The sequence below is a fragment of the Yersinia canariae genome (assembly GCF_009831415.1).
Taxonomy (GTDB): domain Bacteria; phylum Pseudomonadota; class Gammaproteobacteria; order Enterobacterales; family Enterobacteriaceae; genus Yersinia; species Yersinia canariae.
The window spans coordinates 3,100,905-3,119,563 of sequence record NZ_CP043727.1; the positions used below are offsets into that span (position 1 = coordinate 3,100,905).

An 18,659-nucleotide genomic window follows, 5' to 3' on the forward strand; every position below is an offset into this window, starting at 1 on the left:
ATGTTAAATATGCATAATGCCGAAAAATGCTATATCACTAAAACAGTTAAAACTAAGGTTTTTAGTCATCTTAATTTTACTGTAGCAAAAGGTGACTTTGTTTCAATTATGGGGCCGTCAGGATCGGGTAAATCAACACTACTTAATATCATTGGTATGTTTGATAGCCTCGACAGTGGTTCATGTACCCTAGCGGGAAAAGAGACTGTTGGCATGAGCCATTCACAAAAAATAATTCTAAGAAGATTATTAATAAGCTACATATTTCAATCATTTAATCTTATTACTCATTTATCTATCTTTGATAACATTGCCTTACCCCTCAAATATCGTGGTGTTGCCAAAAAAGAACGTATTGAACGAGTAAATAATATTTTAAATCTTTTCAGCATTGATAACAGAAAAAACCATACACCAGCGCAACTATCAGGAGGTCAGCAACAACGAGTAGCAATCGCCAGAGCTATGGTATCCAACCCTGAATTTCTCTTAGCTGATGAACCTACCGGAAATTTGGATAGTAAAAATGCCCATGCTGTACTTCAACAATTAAAAAATATAAATAAAAAAGGTACAACTATTATTATGGTTACACATTCAGATGAAGCCTCTATATATGGCAACAGAATAATAAAAATGAAAGATGGTAAACTCACATAACTGACTAGGAATATATCTTGGGAAATTTAATACCGATACAAAATATTGATTGCATAAATGACGATCACATGAAATATCTAGAGAAACTTAATACTTGTGAGTATAAAATATTATCAGCTTATTTTATTGGTAAGATACCTGCTGAGAATTTATTTGATGCTGATGAATTGGAGATATTAAACCGCGAGATAAATAGAAAAATATCAGCAAAAGCTATTAAAGCAAAAAAACTAGTCGTTGTATTGAAAGCTACTCGTTTATGTAATCTTCGTTGTACATACTGTCACTCATGGGCCGAGGGCCCTAATCAGACAGTTTCATTTCATACACTAGTCCGAACGGTACGACAAATCCTTGCTATTCCTAATGTAAATAGATTTGAGTTTGTCTGGCATGGTGGTGAAATTACACTATTGAAGCCAGAGTTTTTTAAAAAACTTATTTGGCTACAACAAAATTTTAAACGCCCAGAGCAATATATTACCAACACAATGCAATCAAACTTAGTTAATATTTCTGATGATTGGTTAATGTTTATTAAAGGTATTGGTATGAATATTGGAATTAGTCTTGATGGTATACCTACCGTAAATGATAAACGGCGAGTGGACTATAGAGGAAGAGGTACATCAGATCGTATTGCTAAAGGTATAGAAAAACTTCGAAAACATGATATTTTATACGGTGCGCTTATTGTTGTTGATAGAGATGTCTGCCAAACCAATGTGAGAGAGATGCTAGACTATTTTATCTCAATAGAATTAACCAATATTGAATTCCTCAATATAGTGCCAGATAATCGGTTAATTAAAGGAGAGTACGCGGGCAATGCCTTTATTAGTTATGCAGAGTTTATCCACTTCCTATCTGCTCTATTTAATATTTGGATAAATGGTTATCAAGAGAGAATACGCATTCCTATTTTTGATGATTTTATTAACGTATTAAAAGATCCAAAAAACAAACCATCGGCGTGCTATTGGTCTGGCAATTGCTCACAAGAAATTATCACCTTGGAACCCAATGGAAACATTTCTCCCTGTGATAAATATGTAGGTGATAAAGACAGTATATATGGCTCTTTATTAGATACTGACTTGGCCGACCTGCTAGCCCATTCATCTCATAATCAACAAGCCATAAAAGAGGAAAAAGCAGCAACTGAAAAAATGCGCCATTGCGAATGGTTTTCTATTTGTCACGGAGGTTGCCCTCATGACCGGGTTATTAATCGCAGACATACCGTAGGATATAATGATGCATGCTGTGGAACAGGGAAATTGCTGGCGGCCATTCAGTATCATTTAGCCAACAGTAACTGAAGCCACATTTGCGTGTGACTTCAGCTATTAACGGCAGTTTCGTGTTACAACTCTACCTCTTGGCCTTTGCGGTGTAAGCGCAAAGAAACTAGGAAGGTTAAGAAACACATTGCTGATACATACCAAAAGAAACTATTTTCCATATCAAAAGACTTAAGAGATAGTGCAACATATTCAGCACTGCCACCAAACATGGCATTGGCAACAGCATAAGACAAGCCAACACCTAGTGCTCTAACTTCTGGCGGGAACATTTCTGCTTTCAGTAACCCACCAATGGAAGTATAGAAACTAATTATAATCAGTGCAGTGACAATCAGCATAAAAGCTATATAAGGACTGGTGACACCTTTTAGCGCATGGAGAATGGGCACTGTTAATAACGCAGATAACAAACCGAAAGTCAGCATAGATGTACGCCGACTAATACGGTCGGATAATGCACCAAATAATGGCTGGATTATCATGAAAATAAATAAAGCCGCCGTCATAACTAGGCTAGCGGTTTTTACATTCATCCCTGCTGTATTGACTAAATACTTTTGCATATAAGTGGTGTAAGTATAAAAAGAAAGTGAACCGCCAGCAGTAAAGCCCAATACCATAATAAAGGCTCGGCGGTTCTTCCATAGCCCTTTCAAGCTGCCGGCATCTTTCTTGTTACGTGTTTTTTCATCTGAAGTTTCATTCAATGAACGGCGCAAATAAAGTGCTACCACGGCCAGCAATGCTCCGAGCACAAAAGGAATACGCCAGCCCCAGCTGTGCAATACCTCTGATGATAGAGTTTGTTGTAATAAAACCAAGACCAATAATGCAAGTAATTGCCCACCTATCAATGTAACGTATTGGAAAGAAGCATAAAAGCCTTTGCGCCCTTTCACCGCGACTTCACTCATATATGTCGCACTGGTACCATATTCCCCGCCGACGGATAACCCTTGAAATAGGCGAGCAACTAATAACAAAATAGGGGCCAGGCTACCGATTGAGGCATAAGTGGGCAAGCAAACAATCATTAATGAGCCTGCGCACATCATATAAACGGAAATAAGCATGGAGAGTTTACGTCCATGTTTATCGGCAATATATCCAAATAGCCAGCCACCAATTGGCCGCATCAAAAAACCCGCAGCAAACACACCCGCTGTTTGTACTAACTGTGTCGTAGGATTATCACTAGGGAAAAAAAGCGGTGCAAAGTAGAGGGCGCAGAATGAATAAATATAAAAGTCGAACCATTCAACCAAATTACCGGAGGATGCTCCAACAATGGCACGGATTCTCTGTCGTGTATCTGCTTGCTCTGTCAAACGTGCTGATTGTGAAGACTCACTCGTTTCTAATGATGTTGTTTCAGCCATATTGATACATCTACCATATTGTTAAACTTCCATGCCAACATAAACTCACCACTGAAAAATCTCAGATGCTGAGCTCCCATTCATATATTGCAGATTGTTATATATTGGTAACAATATTGTTTCAATGACCACTATAGAGGAGGCGGTAGTTTAGGAAAAACCTCAAGTTATCCTGTGATGTCAAATGGATAAAAATGTCGACTCGACTTTTAGGTAAGTACTTTTTTTGTGAACATGGTAGCAAACTTGGTAATAACCAAAGCAGCAATAGCCGCCAGTGCAGATATATCTCTGGCGACTATCGCTCTACTCTTTTGGACTAAAACACCGATCCCGGTTGGAGTAGAAAAGCTTGTTCTTCAGCACTGGATACACGGCCGAGAATAAGGTTACGATGTGGATATCGGCCAAAGCGGTCAATAATCGTTTAAATTCACTTTAAAGGAAAATACAGAAACTATAATTACACATAAAAATCATAACGTTACATTGATATGTTAGTTGTGATTTTTATTCCATAAAATAACAATGGCGATTAAATGGCGATGTAAGTTTTAATATTCGATTAATCGCGGCGAAAAAAAACCTGCTTTCGCAGGCTTCTTTTAATACCAGAATACAGATTGATTATCGCGACTCGGATGAGGTGGCGCTGGTTTTGTCTCCCCCGGTTTGACAATTATTCTATCTACTGTTTCGTGCGTGGCAAAAGTACAACTACAATTTATATTCTGGCACTGGTGATAACGTTCTTTCGTTTTTTCACTCAGGTAACGGCTAGACCGAGCATGTGCAGCGGTTCTACAAAGCGGGCAATGCATCATATCTGTGTCCCCTCCTCTCTCTGCTTATGTCAATATGATAGCATCACAAACGCTCAATAATTAGCTTTATGTGATTTTTATATCGATAAAATCACATATTATGAATTTTATTCAGCCTCATAGGTCACATCCGACAGCAACACTTCGAGAGATAATTGTGTGGTATAGCCGCTGTTGCTCAGGCTGTGCGCTACCTTGCTGATTATCCAGCTCTGTTGGTCTATCACTGATTTAAAGCCGCTGACCGCTATCGGTGTTTCAGGGAATAAATCAGCGCGCCCCATGGCTAAGGTGATAGAGAACTCGGCCACACCGCGCTGCAACTTCTCCCATTTAGACTGTGCGGCACGCATCGCGGCTTTTTGTGTGGCGTAAACCGTGGTAATAGTAAAAACGTTATCCTCAGACCCCACCAGATAATCCCCTTGTTTTTCTTCCACCGGCTTTTTCACTGTCGCCGCCTTGGTGCGGATCGGTTTGGCTTTGGGGTGTTCCAGTGCGCGGAGCTGCTTAAACTTGGGCTTGCGCTGTAATTTCACCTTTTTCGGCTTGGCCGGTTTGGGGTCTTTGGTGTGCAACCAACTGGCACTCACCCCGGTATACGCGCCCCGGTCAGCAATACTAAAGCTGTGCTGGTCGCCATCTTGCCGGGTGATCGTCATTTGCGGGATAGGTTTACCGCTGGCCGTGACACCGCTGCCCGGCTTAATAAATAACAATCGCCCGGCTTTGACGGCGGCCACCGCGCCATTAAGCGAGGCTAACCGGGTGATAAACTTGGCGTCAGTCTCTTGGGTCTGGTCGATATGCGAAATAGTGATATCCGCCAGTCCGTCAGCCAGCATGGCTTTCAGGTTATTGCGCTCGGCCACCTGTGCCACGACTTTCCCCAGTGTGGTTTCATGGTAAGACACCTCCCTCCGGGTATTGAGCGAACCGCGAAAATCCGCACTGCGCGCGCGAATGGTTAGCGTATCCGGCGCGCCATGGTGCTCGACCTCATCCACGGTAAAATCCCCCTTACCAATCAGCGCCGAGCCTTTCCAGCCCAAGAACACCGACAGCACCGCGCCCCGTTCCGGCATGGCAAGCTGGCCGTCGGCGTCATCCAGTTCAATATCAAGCTGGTCAGCCTCAAAGCCCCGGTTATCGGTCAGGCTCAGGGACAGCAGCCGGTCACGGATATTCTGCGTAATATCTTTCTGGTTAATGTTCAGCATAAAGTCCGGGGCCATATCCGCCCCAGCCGGTAGAGCCATGCCGGTCATCATGACAATAATCCCCCGATAGCGGCCTGCGCCTTACTTGTCATTTCTGTCGCCTTACCCAGTAACTCGTCAGCCTGTTGTTGCAGGTCGCCAAACATGGCGGTTAATGACTCATCCACCCGTAACAGGTTGAGGGTGAACTCAATGCGCCGGGCGCTGCCGTCTTCAAAAAATAGCGTACCGGTATGGCTCAAACTCTCGATGACAAACATGCCGTAAATCATGCCACTGCCCTCAACCAGCGGCCACGCCTTGCCTTGGTCGGCCATCACTTCGAGGGCCAGCAATGACAGGCGGCCGCCGGTCAGCTCCGGCAGCAACACCCCGGACAGAGTGATTTTTTCGCTATCAACGCCAAGAAACTGTGCAGCCGGGCGCAAGCCCACCCGGCTGTTAGTCGGCCAACGGTAATCAATATTGCGCCCCATGGTTTGATAAGGCGTGGTCTGGCGCATAAACACAAATAAACCCAGTGATAACATCATGATTAATTCTCCATCTGGCCGCGCTGACGGACGCGCTTATCCCGTTCGTTCTTAGCCAGCGCATCGGTCATCATGCGCTCAGCATCTTGTCGGCTCATGCCCGGCGGGATGGTTATCTTGATATCGTTGGTGGTCACGCTGCTATCAACGATAGTGGTGCCGGTATGGGCGGTGACCGGCTGATAGCCGCCGTATAACACGCCGCCACTGGGTGAGTATCCGCCCGCGTAGGGGTTATCTTTCGGGATGTTATCGGCCAGTCCGGTAGATTTGCTATCAATAACGCCGAGTTTTTCCAGCACCCAGTCAATGCCACTGCGCAGGGTGTTTAGCGCATCCATCGGCAGACTGAGCGCTGCCGCCAGTCCCTCGCCAAATAACTTGCCTGCGTTGGTCGCAGTGTCCAAGGTTTCCTGTGTGGCTTTCACCGGTTTAATCAGGTCAGCGAACCAGTTTGAAAGCTGCTTCACCTTGTCACTAAACCATGCAAACACCGGTTTAAGCGGCTCAAACGCGGCACTGATTGGCCCCATGGCAGCAGTAAAACCCTCAGCCACACCCGCAATAAAGGCGCTGATAGGCTCCCAGTATTTACGGATAAGCAGACCACCGGCCACAATGGCCGCCACCACGGCGACTATCGGCCATGTCAGCGCGGTGAGTGCGGCGGCAATGGTTCCGGCCATCAGGGAAAACCCAGTACTCAGCAGACCCGCCCCGGCCAACAACAGGTTAAACCCGGCCATGACCGGCCATGCAATCAATCCCAATGCACCTAACCCGGCAACCAGTGCCAGCGCCGCACCAGTTACCGTGGTAATGGTGCTGACCAGTTCGGGGTTTTTCTTGGCCCACACAGCAACATTGACCAGCCAGTCCGTTGCGGTCACGGTCAGCCTGCGCAATGCGGAGTCTTGCTTTTCAAAGACTTCAATTTCTAAGTCTTCCCATGCCGAACTCAGGTTTTTCAGGTCGCCGTCAAGGTTATCCATCCTCACTGTGGCGATAGATTGTGCGGTGCCATCGGCATTTTTCAGCTTACTTTGTTTCTCCGCCAGCTTGCCGTTACCGGCAGCGGCCACCAGTTTCACCGCCCCTTTCATGGCCTCTTCACCGAATATCACTTTCAGGTATTCAGCTTGCTGCGCGGTGCCTAACTTGTTCTTTTTAAACGAGCGGTCAATATCTTTGAGGATTTTCTCCACCGGCAACATATTGCCTTTGCCGTCGCGGGTCGTGATTCCCAGCTCGCGCAAGGCTTCCGGGGCTTTACCGACAGGAGCCTGTAACCGGCTAAACACCGCACTGGTACTGGTGCCTGCCATACTGCCTTTAATACCGTTATCGGCCAGCACACCGAGCAGTGCGGTGGTGTCTTCAATGCTGGCCCCGGCGGCCTCGGCAATCGGGGCCACGTATTTCATGGCCTCGCCCAGCTCTAACAGGTTGGTGTTTGAGCTGGTAAAGCCTTTCGCCATCACATCCGATACGCGCTTAATCTGGTCTAACGGCAGGTTAAACGCCGACTGCATGTTGGTGACAATATCGGCCGCCTCGGCGATATCGACACCGGACGCCAGCGACAGGTTAACCGTCGGCTCAGTGGCGGCCAGAATGGCGTCAGCGTCATAGCCCGAACGGGCCAGCGTGTCTTGGGTTCGCGCCACATCTGTCGGGGAAAAGGCGGTGGAGCCGCCGATATCCCGCGCCTGTTGACGAATGGCCGCCAGCTTGGCGTCATTTTTATCCAGCCCTAAAATCGCCTGCGTACCGGACATCTGGCTGTCAAACTCCATCCCCGGTGCAATCAGTTTCGCCGCACCGTACAGCCCGGCGGTTGCCACACCAAGACTGGCCGCGCCCACATTGCGCACCGTGGCGGTGGCGGCCTTGCCTTTTTGATAACGCTGGCTGATACGGTTGAGTTGTTCCTGTTTCTGGCTCAGGCGTTGCAGCTCTTGGCGCTGGCGGCTCAGGGCGGTAGTGGCTTCGGCGGCGCTGCTGCGTAACCGGCGCTGTTCACTGCTCAGGTTTTTGGTCGCGATACCATCAGCATTGAGGGCATCACGCTGGCGCTGCACTGACTGGCGCAGTCCGTTGTATTTGGTTTGCAGCTCAGTGGCGGCGCGCCTGGCTCCCTCCATCAACCGGGCTTGTTGGGCGGTGGGTTTCTCGGTGTTTTTAAACGCAATCGCCAGCGCTGCCGCGTCTTCTTTGGCTTTTTTCAGCGCCTGCCCGGTAACGGCCAGTTGGCCGCTGGCTTTGCGGAAACCGTCAATCTTCGCCGCCTGCATATCAAGGGATTTGATACTGCTTTGCGTGTTGCGAATATCACCGGTAAGGGATTTACTGGCGGTCTGAATAGCTTTAAACGGGCGGGTGGCTTGGTCTACGGCTTTGAGTAATACCTGTAGCTGTAAGCTCTTACTCATTATTTACGGCTCCACTTCGTAGTAGGGCTTTATGACGCCAGCGCACCAGCTCGGTGAGGCTCATCCCCCAACACTCCGAGGGCGGCCAGTGAAAAATGGCGGCAATATCCGCCATCAGGTCGTCAACTTCCAGTTTCGGGTCGAGCGTTACGCCCCCTGTTTCGGCGACAAAAAACCAATCACCTTGCCCGCCAGTGCCACAAGGTCTGGCAGTTCTAAACGGCCACATTCAGCGGTGGTGAGTGAGGGGTAAGTGATGCGGGGCAGCACAATAATCAGTGCATCCACATCGGAGTTAGCCACATCGGCCAGTCGCACCCCGCGCAATGTTCCGGCATTGGGGCGGATCACTTCAATCTCAGTAATCAGGGTGTCGCCACGCTTAACCGGCGTATCCAGTACCACCAGATTCTCGTTAACCTCGGCGATAGATTCAGTTTTAGCAGTCGCTTTTTTCATGGTTTTTTCCAATTCAGTCAGGGAGGGCCAGCGGGTTAACACTGGCCGTCAGGGTTTAGCGGCCAATCGCCTTGCGTTGGGCTTCCAGCAGGTCAACACCGTTAACCCGTTCAATCAGGTTAACCACGTCAATCTCGATCACTTCTTTGCCGTCAATGGTCAGCTTGTAATAGGTGCACTGGGTGGACACCTTGGTTTCCGTGTCTTCCCCTTGCTTGGATTCGCCGCCATCGATTTCTTTATGGCGGCCACGCACCTCGACATCAACCGCCATCACTTCCCCGGTATCGTCACGCTGATAAGCACCGGAAAAACGCAGCGGAACCGCATCAACTTTCGGCGCGCCCCATTGCTGCAACACAAACTCGTCAAGGCCGCCCATCGACCACTCCATGGATAACGCATCGTCATCCAGCCCCAAATCAATCGGCGCAACACCATTCATCCCGCCGCCCCGGTAGTTCTCCAGCTTGCGGGTGAGTTTTGGCAGGGTGATGGCGGACACGATCCCCATGTAATCCCGGCCATCGTTAAACAGGTTCATCAATTTCAGCTTACGTGGCAGTGCCATAAGTCAGGTTTCCTTAGCTGTTAACGGCAGCGGCAAAGTTCACCAAATATTTATCGGTGATGCGCTGGCGCAGGGTTAAATCTTCCAGTGGTGGCACTGGGGTGTAGTCGTAATCGATAAACAGCTTGCCCGCTTTCAGGGTGTCTTTATCGTTGGCGCTGTCGTCATACCAACAAGCGCCGTCAATAATCAGCCCGGCGGATTTCATTTCGCGGAATTTGGCGTTGATGCTGCCAATCATGTCTTTAACCAGCGTCGGGTGCATCGGGCGGTCAATCGCCCACAACTGCGCCTCGGCCATGGTGTCAGCCAAAATTTGTGCGGTGCGGGTGTAGTTCTCGAAAGCAAATAGCGGGTCATCAGAGCAGGTGCGCGACCCCCAAAACTTGAAGCCGTCTTTGCGGATGAGCGTGGTGACGCAGGCTTTATTAAGCAAATCGGCGTCAGTGCCGACGGTCTGCAAATCCCAGTAGACGCTGGCAGAAATACCGGTCACGCCATTGACCCCAACGTTAGACAAGGTTTTATGCCAGCCGGTATCTTGGTCAATCTTGGCGCGCAGGCCGAGTGCGCGAGCGGTGGCGTAAGCAATATCAGTGCTGTTGGCGGTGGTGTTCCAGCTCAGAAAATCCGGCCAAATCAGCATCAGCTCACGCTGGCTGAAATTGTCGCGGTACAACATCGCTTCGGAAAGGGTTTTGCAGCCGTAGGCACTGATATAACCAAAGGCGCGCAGCTTCTGACAAATATCCGCCAGCGCCGTCGATACCGCCAGATTATCCAGCCCCGGCACACCGAGAATACGCGGACGTACACCGGTGACAGACTGCGCATCTAGCAACGCTTTCATGCCGGTGTAGCGGCCGTTCTCGTCAGCGCCGCCGATGATATTAGACGTGGTTTCATCCTCATCTTTACCGGTAGCGACGCGAACAACAATCGTCACCGGACGGGCCTGCTCCGCAATCGCCAGTAACGACGCGGCCAGTGTGCCTTTTTTACCGGCTTTACCGGCGGCGGCCAGTACGTTGGTAATCAGTACCGGTGTATTGAGGGGGAATGTTGCCGCGTCAGCATCATCGCTGGTGCAGACCATGCCGACAATGGCAGTGGACACAGTGGAAATGACGCGGGTGCCGTCGTTGATTTCGAGGACACGGACGCCGTGATGATAATCACTCATGGATTAACTCTCTGTTGGTTGAGGGTGAGAGTATGGTGACGACTTACTGTGCGGGCGGCATCTGATAGGGGATGTGTGGTGGCTGGTACAACGAAAAAGCCCCACAAATGGGGCTAATATAAAGTATCAGGCTGACAGCGGAGGCCAGACAGGAACACGATAACCCTGATTCACCGCTTCAATCAAAAGCCATTGCGGCAGTTCGGGTAACTCAATCAACGGCCAGCTTTCCTGCGTCGGCCATGCGCGATAGGCGGCGCGGGTTTCTGTTAGCTCGGTGCGCTGCTCTGCTGTTAGCGGGGCATCATCAATGCAATAGTCACTGAGCATCAAAGAGTCTGTCACCATGATTAAGGCATCACGGTAGCTTCTGGCCGTACATGCTACTGCGTCGGCATCTGTAGCCCACTGCTTGCCGTCCCATTTGTCAAATGGGGTCACGGGTGCCTTGTCAGTCGAATCGTCCGGGTAATTGCCAATTTGGCCTACGGCAAATGAAACCCCCGTTACCGTGCTATAGCGAACCTCTCCCCGGTGATCTGCCACATATTCCCATGCTGATTGGTCGGACGTGCGGCAAATAACAAATCCCTTTTTGGGTTTAGGTGGTGAGTCTAAATAAGAGCGGGCTGGCAAGCCTTGCCCTACGTTTATAAGCTCATCACTTGAACCCATATATTCACGGGTATCCGGCATGGCATTATGCACAATGACGGTTTCGGTGCTTGTTGCATATCCATCTTTATCAAATTGGATCGTCATTATGCTGCCCTCACAATGTAGTTAAATGCCAGGTTACGGGGGCGAATGAAGTAACGTGTGCGCGGGCCAGAACCTGAACCGCCACCTATATTTGATACTCCGCCTATTGCGCCAGTATTAAACTCACCGTCAGTATTAGCTATACCAATATTTGTTGCTAGCGGACTGGTTTCGAGGTTGGGCTGTATCCATGTTGATGCCTGTGCGCTTAGTATGACTCGCCCGCTGTCTACTCCTCGTCCATCGTCCCAACCGCGCATAAACTCACCACGCATATCAGGTAATACCCCGGTGGGATATTTAAGGGCCAATTTGGGGTAAGTGGTGGTGCTAAAAGTGCCACCATTTAATTTAAAGAATACAATCCCCATTAATGTTTCAGGAATGGCGGCAAGAGGGTATGGCATCGGCACGCCGATAGGGAAAGCCGCGTCAATCAACTTGCGAACATCCGCCATATTCGCAAAATCACTTAAACCAAGGTTGGCAAGAGTAGCGGCAACCGCTGTTGCGCCAGCGGCGGCAATCTCAGAAAGGTTGTTGGCAGTTTTTAGAGCAGCATCACTTACTGTTTTGACCGCTTTCGACGTAGCTGCCAGTGCTTCGCTATTGCTGTCAATGGCACTGCTATATTTTGCAAAACCTTTGGCGGTTAACGATGCATCCGGGTGATTGCGTGATTTCTCATGTTCCGCTAACAGATTATCCGCGTAGCCTTTCACCTCAATGGCTATATCATCCACATATTTACGCGTTGCCAGTACCACTGACGGGTCGATTTTCAGTGTGACAGCGGCGGTACTGCTGACAATCAAAATGACCCGAATGGTTTGGGTGCGGCCGCTGCCCTCTTGCAGTTGCGGTTTATAGGTTTCGGCGCAGTTGGCAATGGCAATCAAGTCACCGTCTTTATCCAGTAAACCAATTTCCCTAATCCACCACCCGCCCTCAGTCTCAGGAATCACCTGTTCCGCAATAATCTGGCTGGTGTTTACCGGGTCAACGGTCAGCATATTCAGAGCAGCGCGGCGCTGTTCATTCACCAGTTGGGTTTGTGCCGGGTTAGGGGTGGGTAGGGTTCCGCCGCCATCACCGACTGCCATGTGGGTAATCTCTAAGCGGGTGCCGAGGGCGGTAGCGTTCGCCAGCTTGGCTGCGCCGATGTTGGTCAGTAAAGCAAAAAATCTCGCTGTCATGGGTTCACTCTCAGGTCATCAATGATATGGACGGCGGCGCTGGCGTAATCCTCGCCGGTCACGGTTATGGTTTCAGGTAAATAGGGGTAAATTGTCAGCTCATCACCGCTGTAACTGGCAGCGGCGACATACAGCGGGCCGCTGCTGTCAAGATTGATAGACAGGCCGACTAAATGGCGGCTGCATGGCTTGGCGTCGTCTATCAGCCGCTCAAGCTCCTGATACATCTCTTCGGTAATGCCGGTTTCCAGTACCCCAACATCAAGGCGAAAGGTGCCGGGTGTCTCGTTAGTCTTCCACCACTCAATCACCTTGATGAGATAGCCCAGCGGTTCCACCACCCGGCGGATTGCGCCAATCGTGCCTTTGTGTTTGTGGACGTACTGCGAGGACTTCACCACCGCGCGCTTGGTGGCTTCCGGCCATTTTTCATCCCAACGGTCAACTGAATACGCCCACGCCAGATAGGGCAATAATGGCAGCGGGCAAGTGTCGGCGTTCCAGAGCTGGCGAATGGGGACAGGTGTATTTTCCAGTTCGGCGCAGGCGCGCGCGGCGGCCACTTCCAGCACAGAAGAACCAACAGGCAATAAACGGTCAGTCATCCGTACCCCCAACAGTAATGGTGCTGCCGGTGCACCATGCGGCTTGGGTTTTATCCAGCACCACGTCAGCCAGTGGGGCATTAATCACCGCCCGCTGTACACCCTCAACATGAAGCGCGGCATACAGTGCCGACAGGCGAATGTCACGACCAAGGCGACGTTGCGCGGTGACAAAGGCGGTCAGTTTCTTCTCAGCCGCCACGCGGATGGGTTCGGCTTCTGGCCCCGGATGCAAATAGAGCACCGCGTCAATGGCATAGTCTTCAATGCGGGCAGATTGCACCGTCACCCGGTCAGCCACCGGCCGCGTGTTCTCATCATTGAGCGCGGCTTCCACCACGGCCAGCAGCTCGCTTGAGGCTTCGCCGTTGCCCTCACGCGATAACACCGTGACCGTGACACAGGCCGGGGTCGGGCTGATTGCCGAGGCATCAGCCACCCGGCCGTCAGCCGTTTTAGCATGATATTCATATGCGCCCGTTGGCCCGGCGACGCTCAAGCCCTCAAAGGCTTGCGGGATACGCACCCGGAAATCACTGTCAGATTCCATCACCGCGTCAATCGGTGGAATAGCGGTGGGGTCAGCCGGGATAATCACCAGCCGCTCAACGTTGTTATTTGCGCCGAGCTGGTCTAAATCGCTGCCGACGGCATAGGCCACCATCACCGCGCGGGCCGCATCATTGACGCGTTGGCGCAATATCACCTCGCGATAAGCGTTTTCCTGTAACAGCTTGACCAGCGGCTCAGATTCCAGCGACAGGGTACGGGCCACGGCGGCGCGCTGTTCCTCCGGGTAAAGAGAAACCAGCGTGGCTTTACGCTCGGCCAACAGGATTTCATAATCCAGCTCTTCCACCACAAAAGGCGGGGGTAACAGGCTCAGGTCAATGGTTGCCATAGGGTCAGCTCACAGGGATGGTTAAAGAAAGGGGGGCCGCGCTATCGGTGCGGGTGCCAGTGATATCGACCACCATTTTTCCGTCAAAGGTGGTATCAAAGGTGATGCCGGTCAGCCTGACCCTCGGTTCCCAGCGCAAAATGGCGCTGTAACTGGCGGCCATGATTTGCAGTCTCAAGGCCGGATTTTGTGGCTGGTCAATCAGCTCCGAGAGCAGCGAACCATAAGCGCGGCGCATCACCCGCGAACCGACGGGCGTAATTAGAATGTCGGCGATGGACTGGCTGATATGGTCAGCATCGGTAATGGTCTGCCCGGCGTTGCGGCTCATGCCGAGGTATTTGGCTGTTGTCATTTAATCCCCACCGTATAATCGCCACCGCGCTGCACTTGGCCGTGGTCATGGTCATCAACCACCACGCCATTAGATGAAAACTGGCCGCCGGTATGCGTGATATTGCCGCTCATGGTGCCGCCTTTCTTCACGTTCAACGTGGCGGTAGTCAGGTTATTGGTGCATTCCACTTCCGGCGTATCGAGCAGAATTTTGACCAAGGCGGTACAGGTGATGTTGGGGGCGGTAGCATTCACCGATTCACTGGCATTGATTACCGCTGTTTTGATGCCGTCAGCCAGCAACTCGCCGCTGTCCGGTTCATAGTGCAACGTGGCACCGTCAGGAAAGGCGATATACAGGCCATTCGCCGAGGCCGACGGTGGCGGGAAGTCATCAGAGAAAACGCCCGGCAGCACAAAGGCAGTGTCCAGTTCGCCGCCGAGGGACAATATCAATACTTGCTCACCCTCGGACGGTGCCCACCATGATCGCGATTGACCGGCGCGCAGCGTCAGCCAGTTTAACCAGCCGGTGGTATTGTCCCCTGTCGCCACACGGCACAGGGCTTGGTCGAGATCGACCTCGGCCACCGTACCAATACGGACAAGGTTGCGCAGCAGGCGCAGAATTTCAGTGAGTTGGGTTTGAGTGTTCATATAGAAAGGATGCCGCCCAACGGGTCAGGCGGCAATTTGTGCGGGTTTGTTCATCGACAGGACAACAGGCACTCTACTTTGACAGGCTTACCATCACGGCATGCTCGACAATGGCAATATCTTGCTGACTAAAACCGAGCAACGGCCGCTCGTCATACTGCACATCTTTACTGTGCACATTCGGACGGTCACGCAGGCCAAAATGATGCACGGCCGCCATCCGTTCCACGCGCCCGGCAAACTCGACCACTGCCGCGTCAGGGCTACTGTTGGCTTTCATGTAGCGCGCGGTGCGCAACTTGGCGAACATTTCCCGCTTAATCCGCCCCTTGGGTTTACGCAACAGTTGAGATTTACGGACAGCATACGGGGTGCCGTCGGGCGCTTGCTGGCGTTTAATACGCTGTTGTTGACTGGCCCGCAGCCGTTTAGCAACAGTGACCGCCAGCGCTTTGCGCGCCTTGGGGGTTAAGTTGGCAATCAGCCCGGCCAATGCATCATCAAAGGGTTTCAGCTCATTCATTTGACCGTTTCCCCGTTAAAGTAAATGGCTGTTGGCCGCGTTGGTGTCCCCGGCCAAGTCGGCTCCAGCGCATGGTTAACATGCAGTGCGCCGTCGACCTCTTTCACAATGGCCCGCTCAGTCAATTGCAAGTCGATACGGATATCACTCAACACATCGCTAATCACATCAACCTTATGAATAAAACCGGTGCGGCGCTTTTCTTCTGTTGCCATGATGTCCGGTTGATGCTCGCGCAGCCATGCCAGTATCGGCACAAAGAGATAATCAACATCGCTGGCGAAGTCCTCAATAAACAGCGTCAGCGTATATTGATTTTCGAAAGAGAGCGACGGGGCCAGTGTTGAGACAATGCGCCCGCCATCAACAAACATTTTTAGCCGTTCCGGGTTAGTCTGAAATAGATCCAGACTGTCGGTTAAGGCTTGGCGTAGCAGTTTGGGTTTTAACATGATGCTGTTCCTGACACTGTTTAACGGCTTCCACTTGCAGCCCGCAGGCCACCAGTGCGGTTTCTAACTGGCGGATGTCGGCACTTAAATCCCCGTTAACCGCCGGACTGCTGCCCGGCAGCGGGCAACTGTTCACCGTCGGACAGCCAACGTAAATAATCGTTGGGGCTGGCGAACGCGGGGCGCTGGTGCAGCCGGATAACATCAGCAGGCAAAGCAGTAGCGAACCAATCACGCAGGGCTTTATTTTCATTGAGTAACCTTTGTATTTTTTGTTCACGGGATAATGACAAGGTGCTGGCATGGCTCAGTGATTGCCGTAGTGCCTGCTCATTTTCTGCCTGTTGCCGGGCCTCATCTTGCAGGCGGGTGATCGCGTTGTCCCGGCTTTCAATCCCAGCGGATAAAGTGCCAATCACCAGCGTGGCGCTGTCTAAGTCTTTTTTCAGACTATGGGCATGCCATGCCAGCACTGCCATCATCAAAACCCATATCAATAACAGAATTAATGTGCGCATATCAGACCCCGCTCAGGCAGTGTGTTTGTTCGGTGGTGCGGCGACGCTCTAGCCCTTTGGTTTTTACGCCATTGACGTACACCCAGCGCGGTAACTGATTGCAGGCGTTGCGCCAGTCGCCCTTGTTGACAAAAAAGGCCAGCGTCGAGCGACAGGCCGCACCTGTGCCGACGTTAAAGGCGAAACTCACTACCGCGTCATACACCGGTTGTGGCATGGCAACCGGCATACACACCGCGATTGCCTGCTCGACCCGCTGCACATCCGCCACCAGATTGACCGCCACCTGTCGCTCACTGATAACGCTGCCCGGCTTGACTCCGGCCGTGTGGCCGATGCCGTTTGTCCAGACGTTGGCGCTGCACTGGTAGGCGTTGAGCTGGCAGCCCTCATAATCAGCAATCAGTTTTAGCCCGGCGGCCGATGTTTTTAACGCTTGGTAGTTTGGCAAGGTGGCGGCCAGCGCCAAAATGACCCCGACCAGACAGCGCTTAACGATTGAGTTCATCGAACACCTCCCGCCTGATACCCAACTCTTTCAGCAAGAAATAACTCTTGCGCCGGTAGTACCAGTTAATAAGACAGGTCGCCGCAGCAGCCACCGCCGCCACATAAAACGCAATATCTTGCGGACTCAGTGCGCCAATAAACGCCAGTATCAGCGCCAAGACATAAGCTACCGCAGAGCTGATTTTCTCCATTTTCAATCCCATAATTGAACGGTTTCACGTTGGGCCGCCGGGGCCATGTCGGGCAATTCCACCGGATAACCGTGGGGCAGAATGGCCCCCAGTTCCGACAGCCCCGGATTTGCGTCATAGACTTGCTCCAGCACATCTTGGGTGCGGCCATAATGCCGCCAGCACAATGCGTCGAGCGTGTCGCCTTGCAACGCGTAAACCCGCATCAGATAAGGCCAATAATGCTGTGAGGCTGACCGGCAATGTTGCGAATGCTAATCCGCGCATCACGCCACAACTCATCAACCGTGCTTTCAATGGCCTCCGCGCGTTTATCACCGCGCGCGCTGGCGTCATAACCGCGATAGCGCTCGGCCAGCAGCGCGGCCGTAATGGCGCAGACCGCCCGCTGGTACTCGGCTAGCAGGATGCTTTCGCCGTCCAGTTGTTCGGCCTGCACCTCGGCCAGTGTTTTAAAACCTGCCACCATCTGGTCACGGCGGTACTCGAACAGCTCGGCGTTAACCTCGGCGATTGCGCCTTTGATGGTAAAACGCAGTCGCTCAGCGGTGACGGTTCCCTCAAGGCGCAACAGCTCGCGCAGTTTTATCGGGTCAACCGCAGGCCAGAAAAAGGTATTTTCAATCACCGGTTCAGCCGTTTTGTCGGGCTTTGGCGCGGGGATAACAACAGTGGTCATGGCAACCTCAATATCAGAATGGGTGGGCGGTGGACGACGGCGTTAACAAGATGAATTCTGTTGCGGCCATCGTGCCGCCCGGCTCGGGGAGCGTTCGGGTTAGCGGCTGGCGGCGTTCTTTAACTTCACGGCCAGCCGCTCAATGTCTTTCTTGACGCCACAACCGGTGTGCAGTTGGAGTGCGCGGTGAAGATGGGACAGGGCCAGTTCGCCCCGGCCACTGTCACGCAACACATAACCGGTCATTTTGTGCAGTTTGGCGCGCACTTGGTCGGGCATGTCCTCGTCTTCCATCAGCTCAATGGTTTGTAGCAGATGGTCAACATCAACCGGCTTACCGGTGGCATAGGCGCGCCCGGCCGACTCGGCCACTTCCTCGGCAATCAGGTAAGCTGTCGAGCGAGTAAATCTGTCGGTTGGCACTAACTGATAACGCAGGGCATAGCGGGCGATATCCAGTGCGCCGGGGATGTCCCCGGCATCCAGACGCCAAATCATGACCGTCATTAAAATGGCGTCCTGCGCGCCTTTCCCCTCACTCAACACACCCGACACCCACGGCAGGTAATCCGGCAATAGCTGGCGTTTCAGCTCGGCTTTACGCTCTTGTGAACGCACCTGTTTTAGCTTGCGTTTATCTTCATTGAGCTTGAGCAACATCAGCTCGTAGCCAGTGGCATGACGCAACGGGTTATCCCGTAGCTGTGAGGCGGCAATAGCCGACTGTTGGATAAAGTGGCGACGCGCAGGACTGGTCATAA

26 protein-coding genes and 1 pseudogene are annotated in these 18,659 nt (G+C 51.6%); 2 read left to right on the forward strand and 25 right to left on the reverse strand.

Annotated features, from left to right (window positions below; all coding sequences use genetic code 11):
• Window positions 1-660, forward strand: coding sequence for a darobactin export ABC transporter ATP-binding protein (gene darD / locus F0T03_RS14290; RefSeq protein WP_159680905.1), 660 nt, complete (start codon window positions 1-3; stop codon window positions 658-660).
• 17 nt (window positions 661-677) lie between these two features.
• Complete coding sequence (gene darE, locus F0T03_RS14295; protein ID WP_159679063.1) at window positions 678-1,982, forward strand: darobactin maturation radical SAM/SPASM protein DarE; 1,305 nt, start codon at window positions 678-680, stop codon at window positions 1,980-1,982.
• A 44-nt stretch (window positions 1,983-2,026) separates the two neighbouring features.
• Here darE and F0T03_RS14300 read toward each other — a convergent pair whose 3' ends face one another.
• The 25 genes and pseudogenes from F0T03_RS14300 to F0T03_RS14415 form a co-directional block, all read right to left on the reverse strand.
• The gene (locus F0T03_RS14300) at window positions 2,027-3,346 is read right to left on the reverse strand and encodes an MFS family transporter (protein ID WP_159679065.1); all 1,320 of its coding nucleotides are present in this window, start codon (window positions 3,344-3,346) and stop codon (window positions 2,027-2,029) included.
• 319 nt (window positions 3,347-3,665) lie between these two features.
• Window positions 3,666-3,770, reverse strand: a pseudogene (locus F0T03_RS14305) (DUF924 family protein); the annotation flags it as partial.
• Window positions 3,771-3,951: 181 nt separating this feature from the next.
• The gene (locus F0T03_RS14310) at window positions 3,952-4,170 is read right to left on the reverse strand and encodes a DNA-binding transcriptional regulator (protein ID WP_159679067.1); all 219 of its coding nucleotides are present in this window, start codon (window positions 4,168-4,170) and stop codon (window positions 3,952-3,954) included.
• 107 nt (window positions 4,171-4,277) lie between these two features.
• Window positions 4,278-5,441, reverse strand: coding sequence for a phage late control D family protein (locus F0T03_RS14315; protein WP_159679069.1), 1,164 nt, complete (start codon window positions 5,439-5,441; stop codon window positions 4,278-4,280).
• A complete protein-coding gene (locus F0T03_RS14320; protein ID WP_159679071.1) occupies window positions 5,438-5,923 on the reverse strand; it encodes a phage tail protein in 486 nt (161 codons plus the stop codon). Before F0T03_RS14320 ends, F0T03_RS14315 begins: the two co-directional genes overlap by 4 nt.
• A gap of 2 nt (window positions 5,924-5,925) precedes the next feature.
• Window positions 5,926-8,355, reverse strand: a complete 2,430-nt coding sequence (locus F0T03_RS14325) for a phage tail tape measure protein (protein ID WP_159679073.1) — start codon at window positions 8,353-8,355, stop codon at window positions 5,926-5,928.
• A complete protein-coding gene (locus F0T03_RS21790) occupies window positions 8,348-8,470 on the reverse strand; it encodes a GpE family phage tail protein (RefSeq protein ID WP_128823076.1) in 123 nt (40 codons plus the stop codon). Before F0T03_RS21790 ends, F0T03_RS14325 begins: the two co-directional genes overlap by 8 nt.
• A gap of 32 nt (window positions 8,471-8,502) precedes the next feature.
• Window positions 8,503-8,814: a phage tail assembly protein gene (locus tag F0T03_RS14335; RefSeq protein WP_159679075.1), complete on the reverse strand. Its 312-nt coding sequence runs from the start codon at window positions 8,812-8,814 to the stop codon at window positions 8,503-8,505.
• 55 nt (window positions 8,815-8,869) lie between these two features.
• Window positions 8,870-9,385, reverse strand: coding sequence for a phage major tail tube protein (locus F0T03_RS14340; protein ID WP_159679077.1), 516 nt, complete (start codon window positions 9,383-9,385; stop codon window positions 8,870-8,872).
• Between the two features lie 13 nt (window positions 9,386-9,398).
• On the reverse strand, window positions 9,399-10,568 hold the full coding sequence (locus F0T03_RS14345; protein WP_159679080.1) for a phage tail sheath protein: 1,170 nt from the start codon (window positions 10,566-10,568) through the stop codon (window positions 9,399-9,401).
• Window positions 10,569-10,694: 126 nt separating this feature from the next.
• Complete coding sequence (locus F0T03_RS14350; protein WP_159679082.1) at window positions 10,695-11,330, reverse strand: tail fiber assembly protein; 636 nt, start codon at window positions 11,328-11,330, stop codon at window positions 10,695-10,697.
• The gene (locus F0T03_RS14355) at window positions 11,330-12,526 is read right to left on the reverse strand and encodes a phage tail protein (RefSeq protein WP_159679085.1); all 1,197 of its coding nucleotides are present in this window, start codon (window positions 12,524-12,526) and stop codon (window positions 11,330-11,332) included. The genes F0T03_RS14350 and F0T03_RS14355 overlap by 1 nt, the downstream gene beginning before the upstream one ends.
• Window positions 12,523-13,131, reverse strand: coding sequence for a phage tail protein I (locus F0T03_RS14360; protein WP_159680907.1), 609 nt, complete (start codon window positions 13,129-13,131; stop codon window positions 12,523-12,525). The genes F0T03_RS14355 and F0T03_RS14360 overlap by 4 nt, the downstream gene beginning before the upstream one ends.
• Window positions 13,124-14,032 carry a baseplate assembly protein gene (locus F0T03_RS14365; protein WP_159679088.1) on the reverse strand — a complete coding sequence of 303 codons (909 nt, stop codon included), beginning with the start codon at window positions 14,030-14,032 and terminating at the stop codon, window positions 13,124-13,126. Before F0T03_RS14365 ends, F0T03_RS14360 begins: the two co-directional genes overlap by 8 nt.
• 4 nt (window positions 14,033-14,036) lie before the next feature.
• A complete protein-coding gene (locus F0T03_RS14370) occupies window positions 14,037-14,387 on the reverse strand; it encodes a GPW/gp25 family protein (protein ID WP_145572923.1) in 351 nt (116 codons plus the stop codon).
• Window positions 14,384-15,025 (reverse strand): phage baseplate assembly protein V, encoded by a 642-nt coding sequence (locus F0T03_RS14375; RefSeq protein WP_159679091.1) that lies wholly within the window; start codon window positions 15,023-15,025, stop codon window positions 14,384-14,386. The genes F0T03_RS14370 and F0T03_RS14375 overlap by 4 nt, the downstream gene beginning before the upstream one ends.
• Before the next feature lie 73 nt (window positions 15,026-15,098).
• The gene (locus F0T03_RS14380; RefSeq protein ID WP_159679093.1) at window positions 15,099-15,548 is read right to left on the reverse strand and encodes a phage virion morphogenesis protein; all 450 of its coding nucleotides are present in this window, start codon (window positions 15,546-15,548) and stop codon (window positions 15,099-15,101) included.
• Window positions 15,545-16,000, reverse strand: coding sequence for a phage tail protein (locus F0T03_RS14385; protein ID WP_159679096.1), 456 nt, complete (start codon window positions 15,998-16,000; stop codon window positions 15,545-15,547). Before F0T03_RS14385 ends, F0T03_RS14380 begins: the two co-directional genes overlap by 4 nt.
• On the reverse strand, window positions 15,939-16,205 hold the full coding sequence (gene lysC, locus F0T03_RS21620) for an Rz1-like lysis system protein LysC (protein WP_246169900.1): 267 nt from the start codon (window positions 16,203-16,205) through the stop codon (window positions 15,939-15,941). The genes F0T03_RS14385 and lysC overlap by 62 nt, the downstream gene beginning before the upstream one ends.
• Window positions 16,096-16,518 (reverse strand): Rz-like lysis system protein LysB, encoded by a 423-nt coding sequence (gene lysB / locus F0T03_RS21710; RefSeq protein WP_159679099.1) that lies wholly within the window; start codon window positions 16,516-16,518, stop codon window positions 16,096-16,098. The genes lysC and lysB overlap by 110 nt, the downstream gene beginning before the upstream one ends.
• Window position 16,519: 1 nt before the next feature.
• Complete coding sequence (locus F0T03_RS14395; RefSeq protein WP_159679102.1) at window positions 16,520-17,026, reverse strand: lysozyme; 507 nt, start codon at window positions 17,024-17,026, stop codon at window positions 16,520-16,522.
• Window positions 17,010-17,219 (reverse strand): HP1 family phage holin, encoded by a 210-nt coding sequence (locus F0T03_RS14400; protein WP_159679105.1) that lies wholly within the window; start codon window positions 17,217-17,219, stop codon window positions 17,010-17,012. Before F0T03_RS14400 ends, F0T03_RS14395 begins: the two co-directional genes overlap by 17 nt.
• Window positions 17,220-17,221: 2 nt before the next feature.
• Complete coding sequence (locus F0T03_RS14405; RefSeq protein WP_020282765.1) at window positions 17,222-17,425, reverse strand: tail protein X; 204 nt, start codon at window positions 17,423-17,425, stop codon at window positions 17,222-17,224.
• Complete coding sequence (locus tag F0T03_RS14410; protein ID WP_159679108.1) at window positions 17,425-17,898, reverse strand: head completion/stabilization protein; 474 nt, start codon at window positions 17,896-17,898, stop codon at window positions 17,425-17,427. The genes F0T03_RS14405 and F0T03_RS14410 overlap by 1 nt, the downstream gene beginning before the upstream one ends.
• A gap of 99 nt (window positions 17,899-17,997) precedes the next feature.
• Entirely contained in the window at window positions 17,998-18,657 is a 660-nt protein-coding gene (locus F0T03_RS14415) for a phage terminase small subunit (protein WP_159679110.1), read from the reverse strand.
• Window positions 18,658-18,659 lie beyond the last annotated feature (2 nt).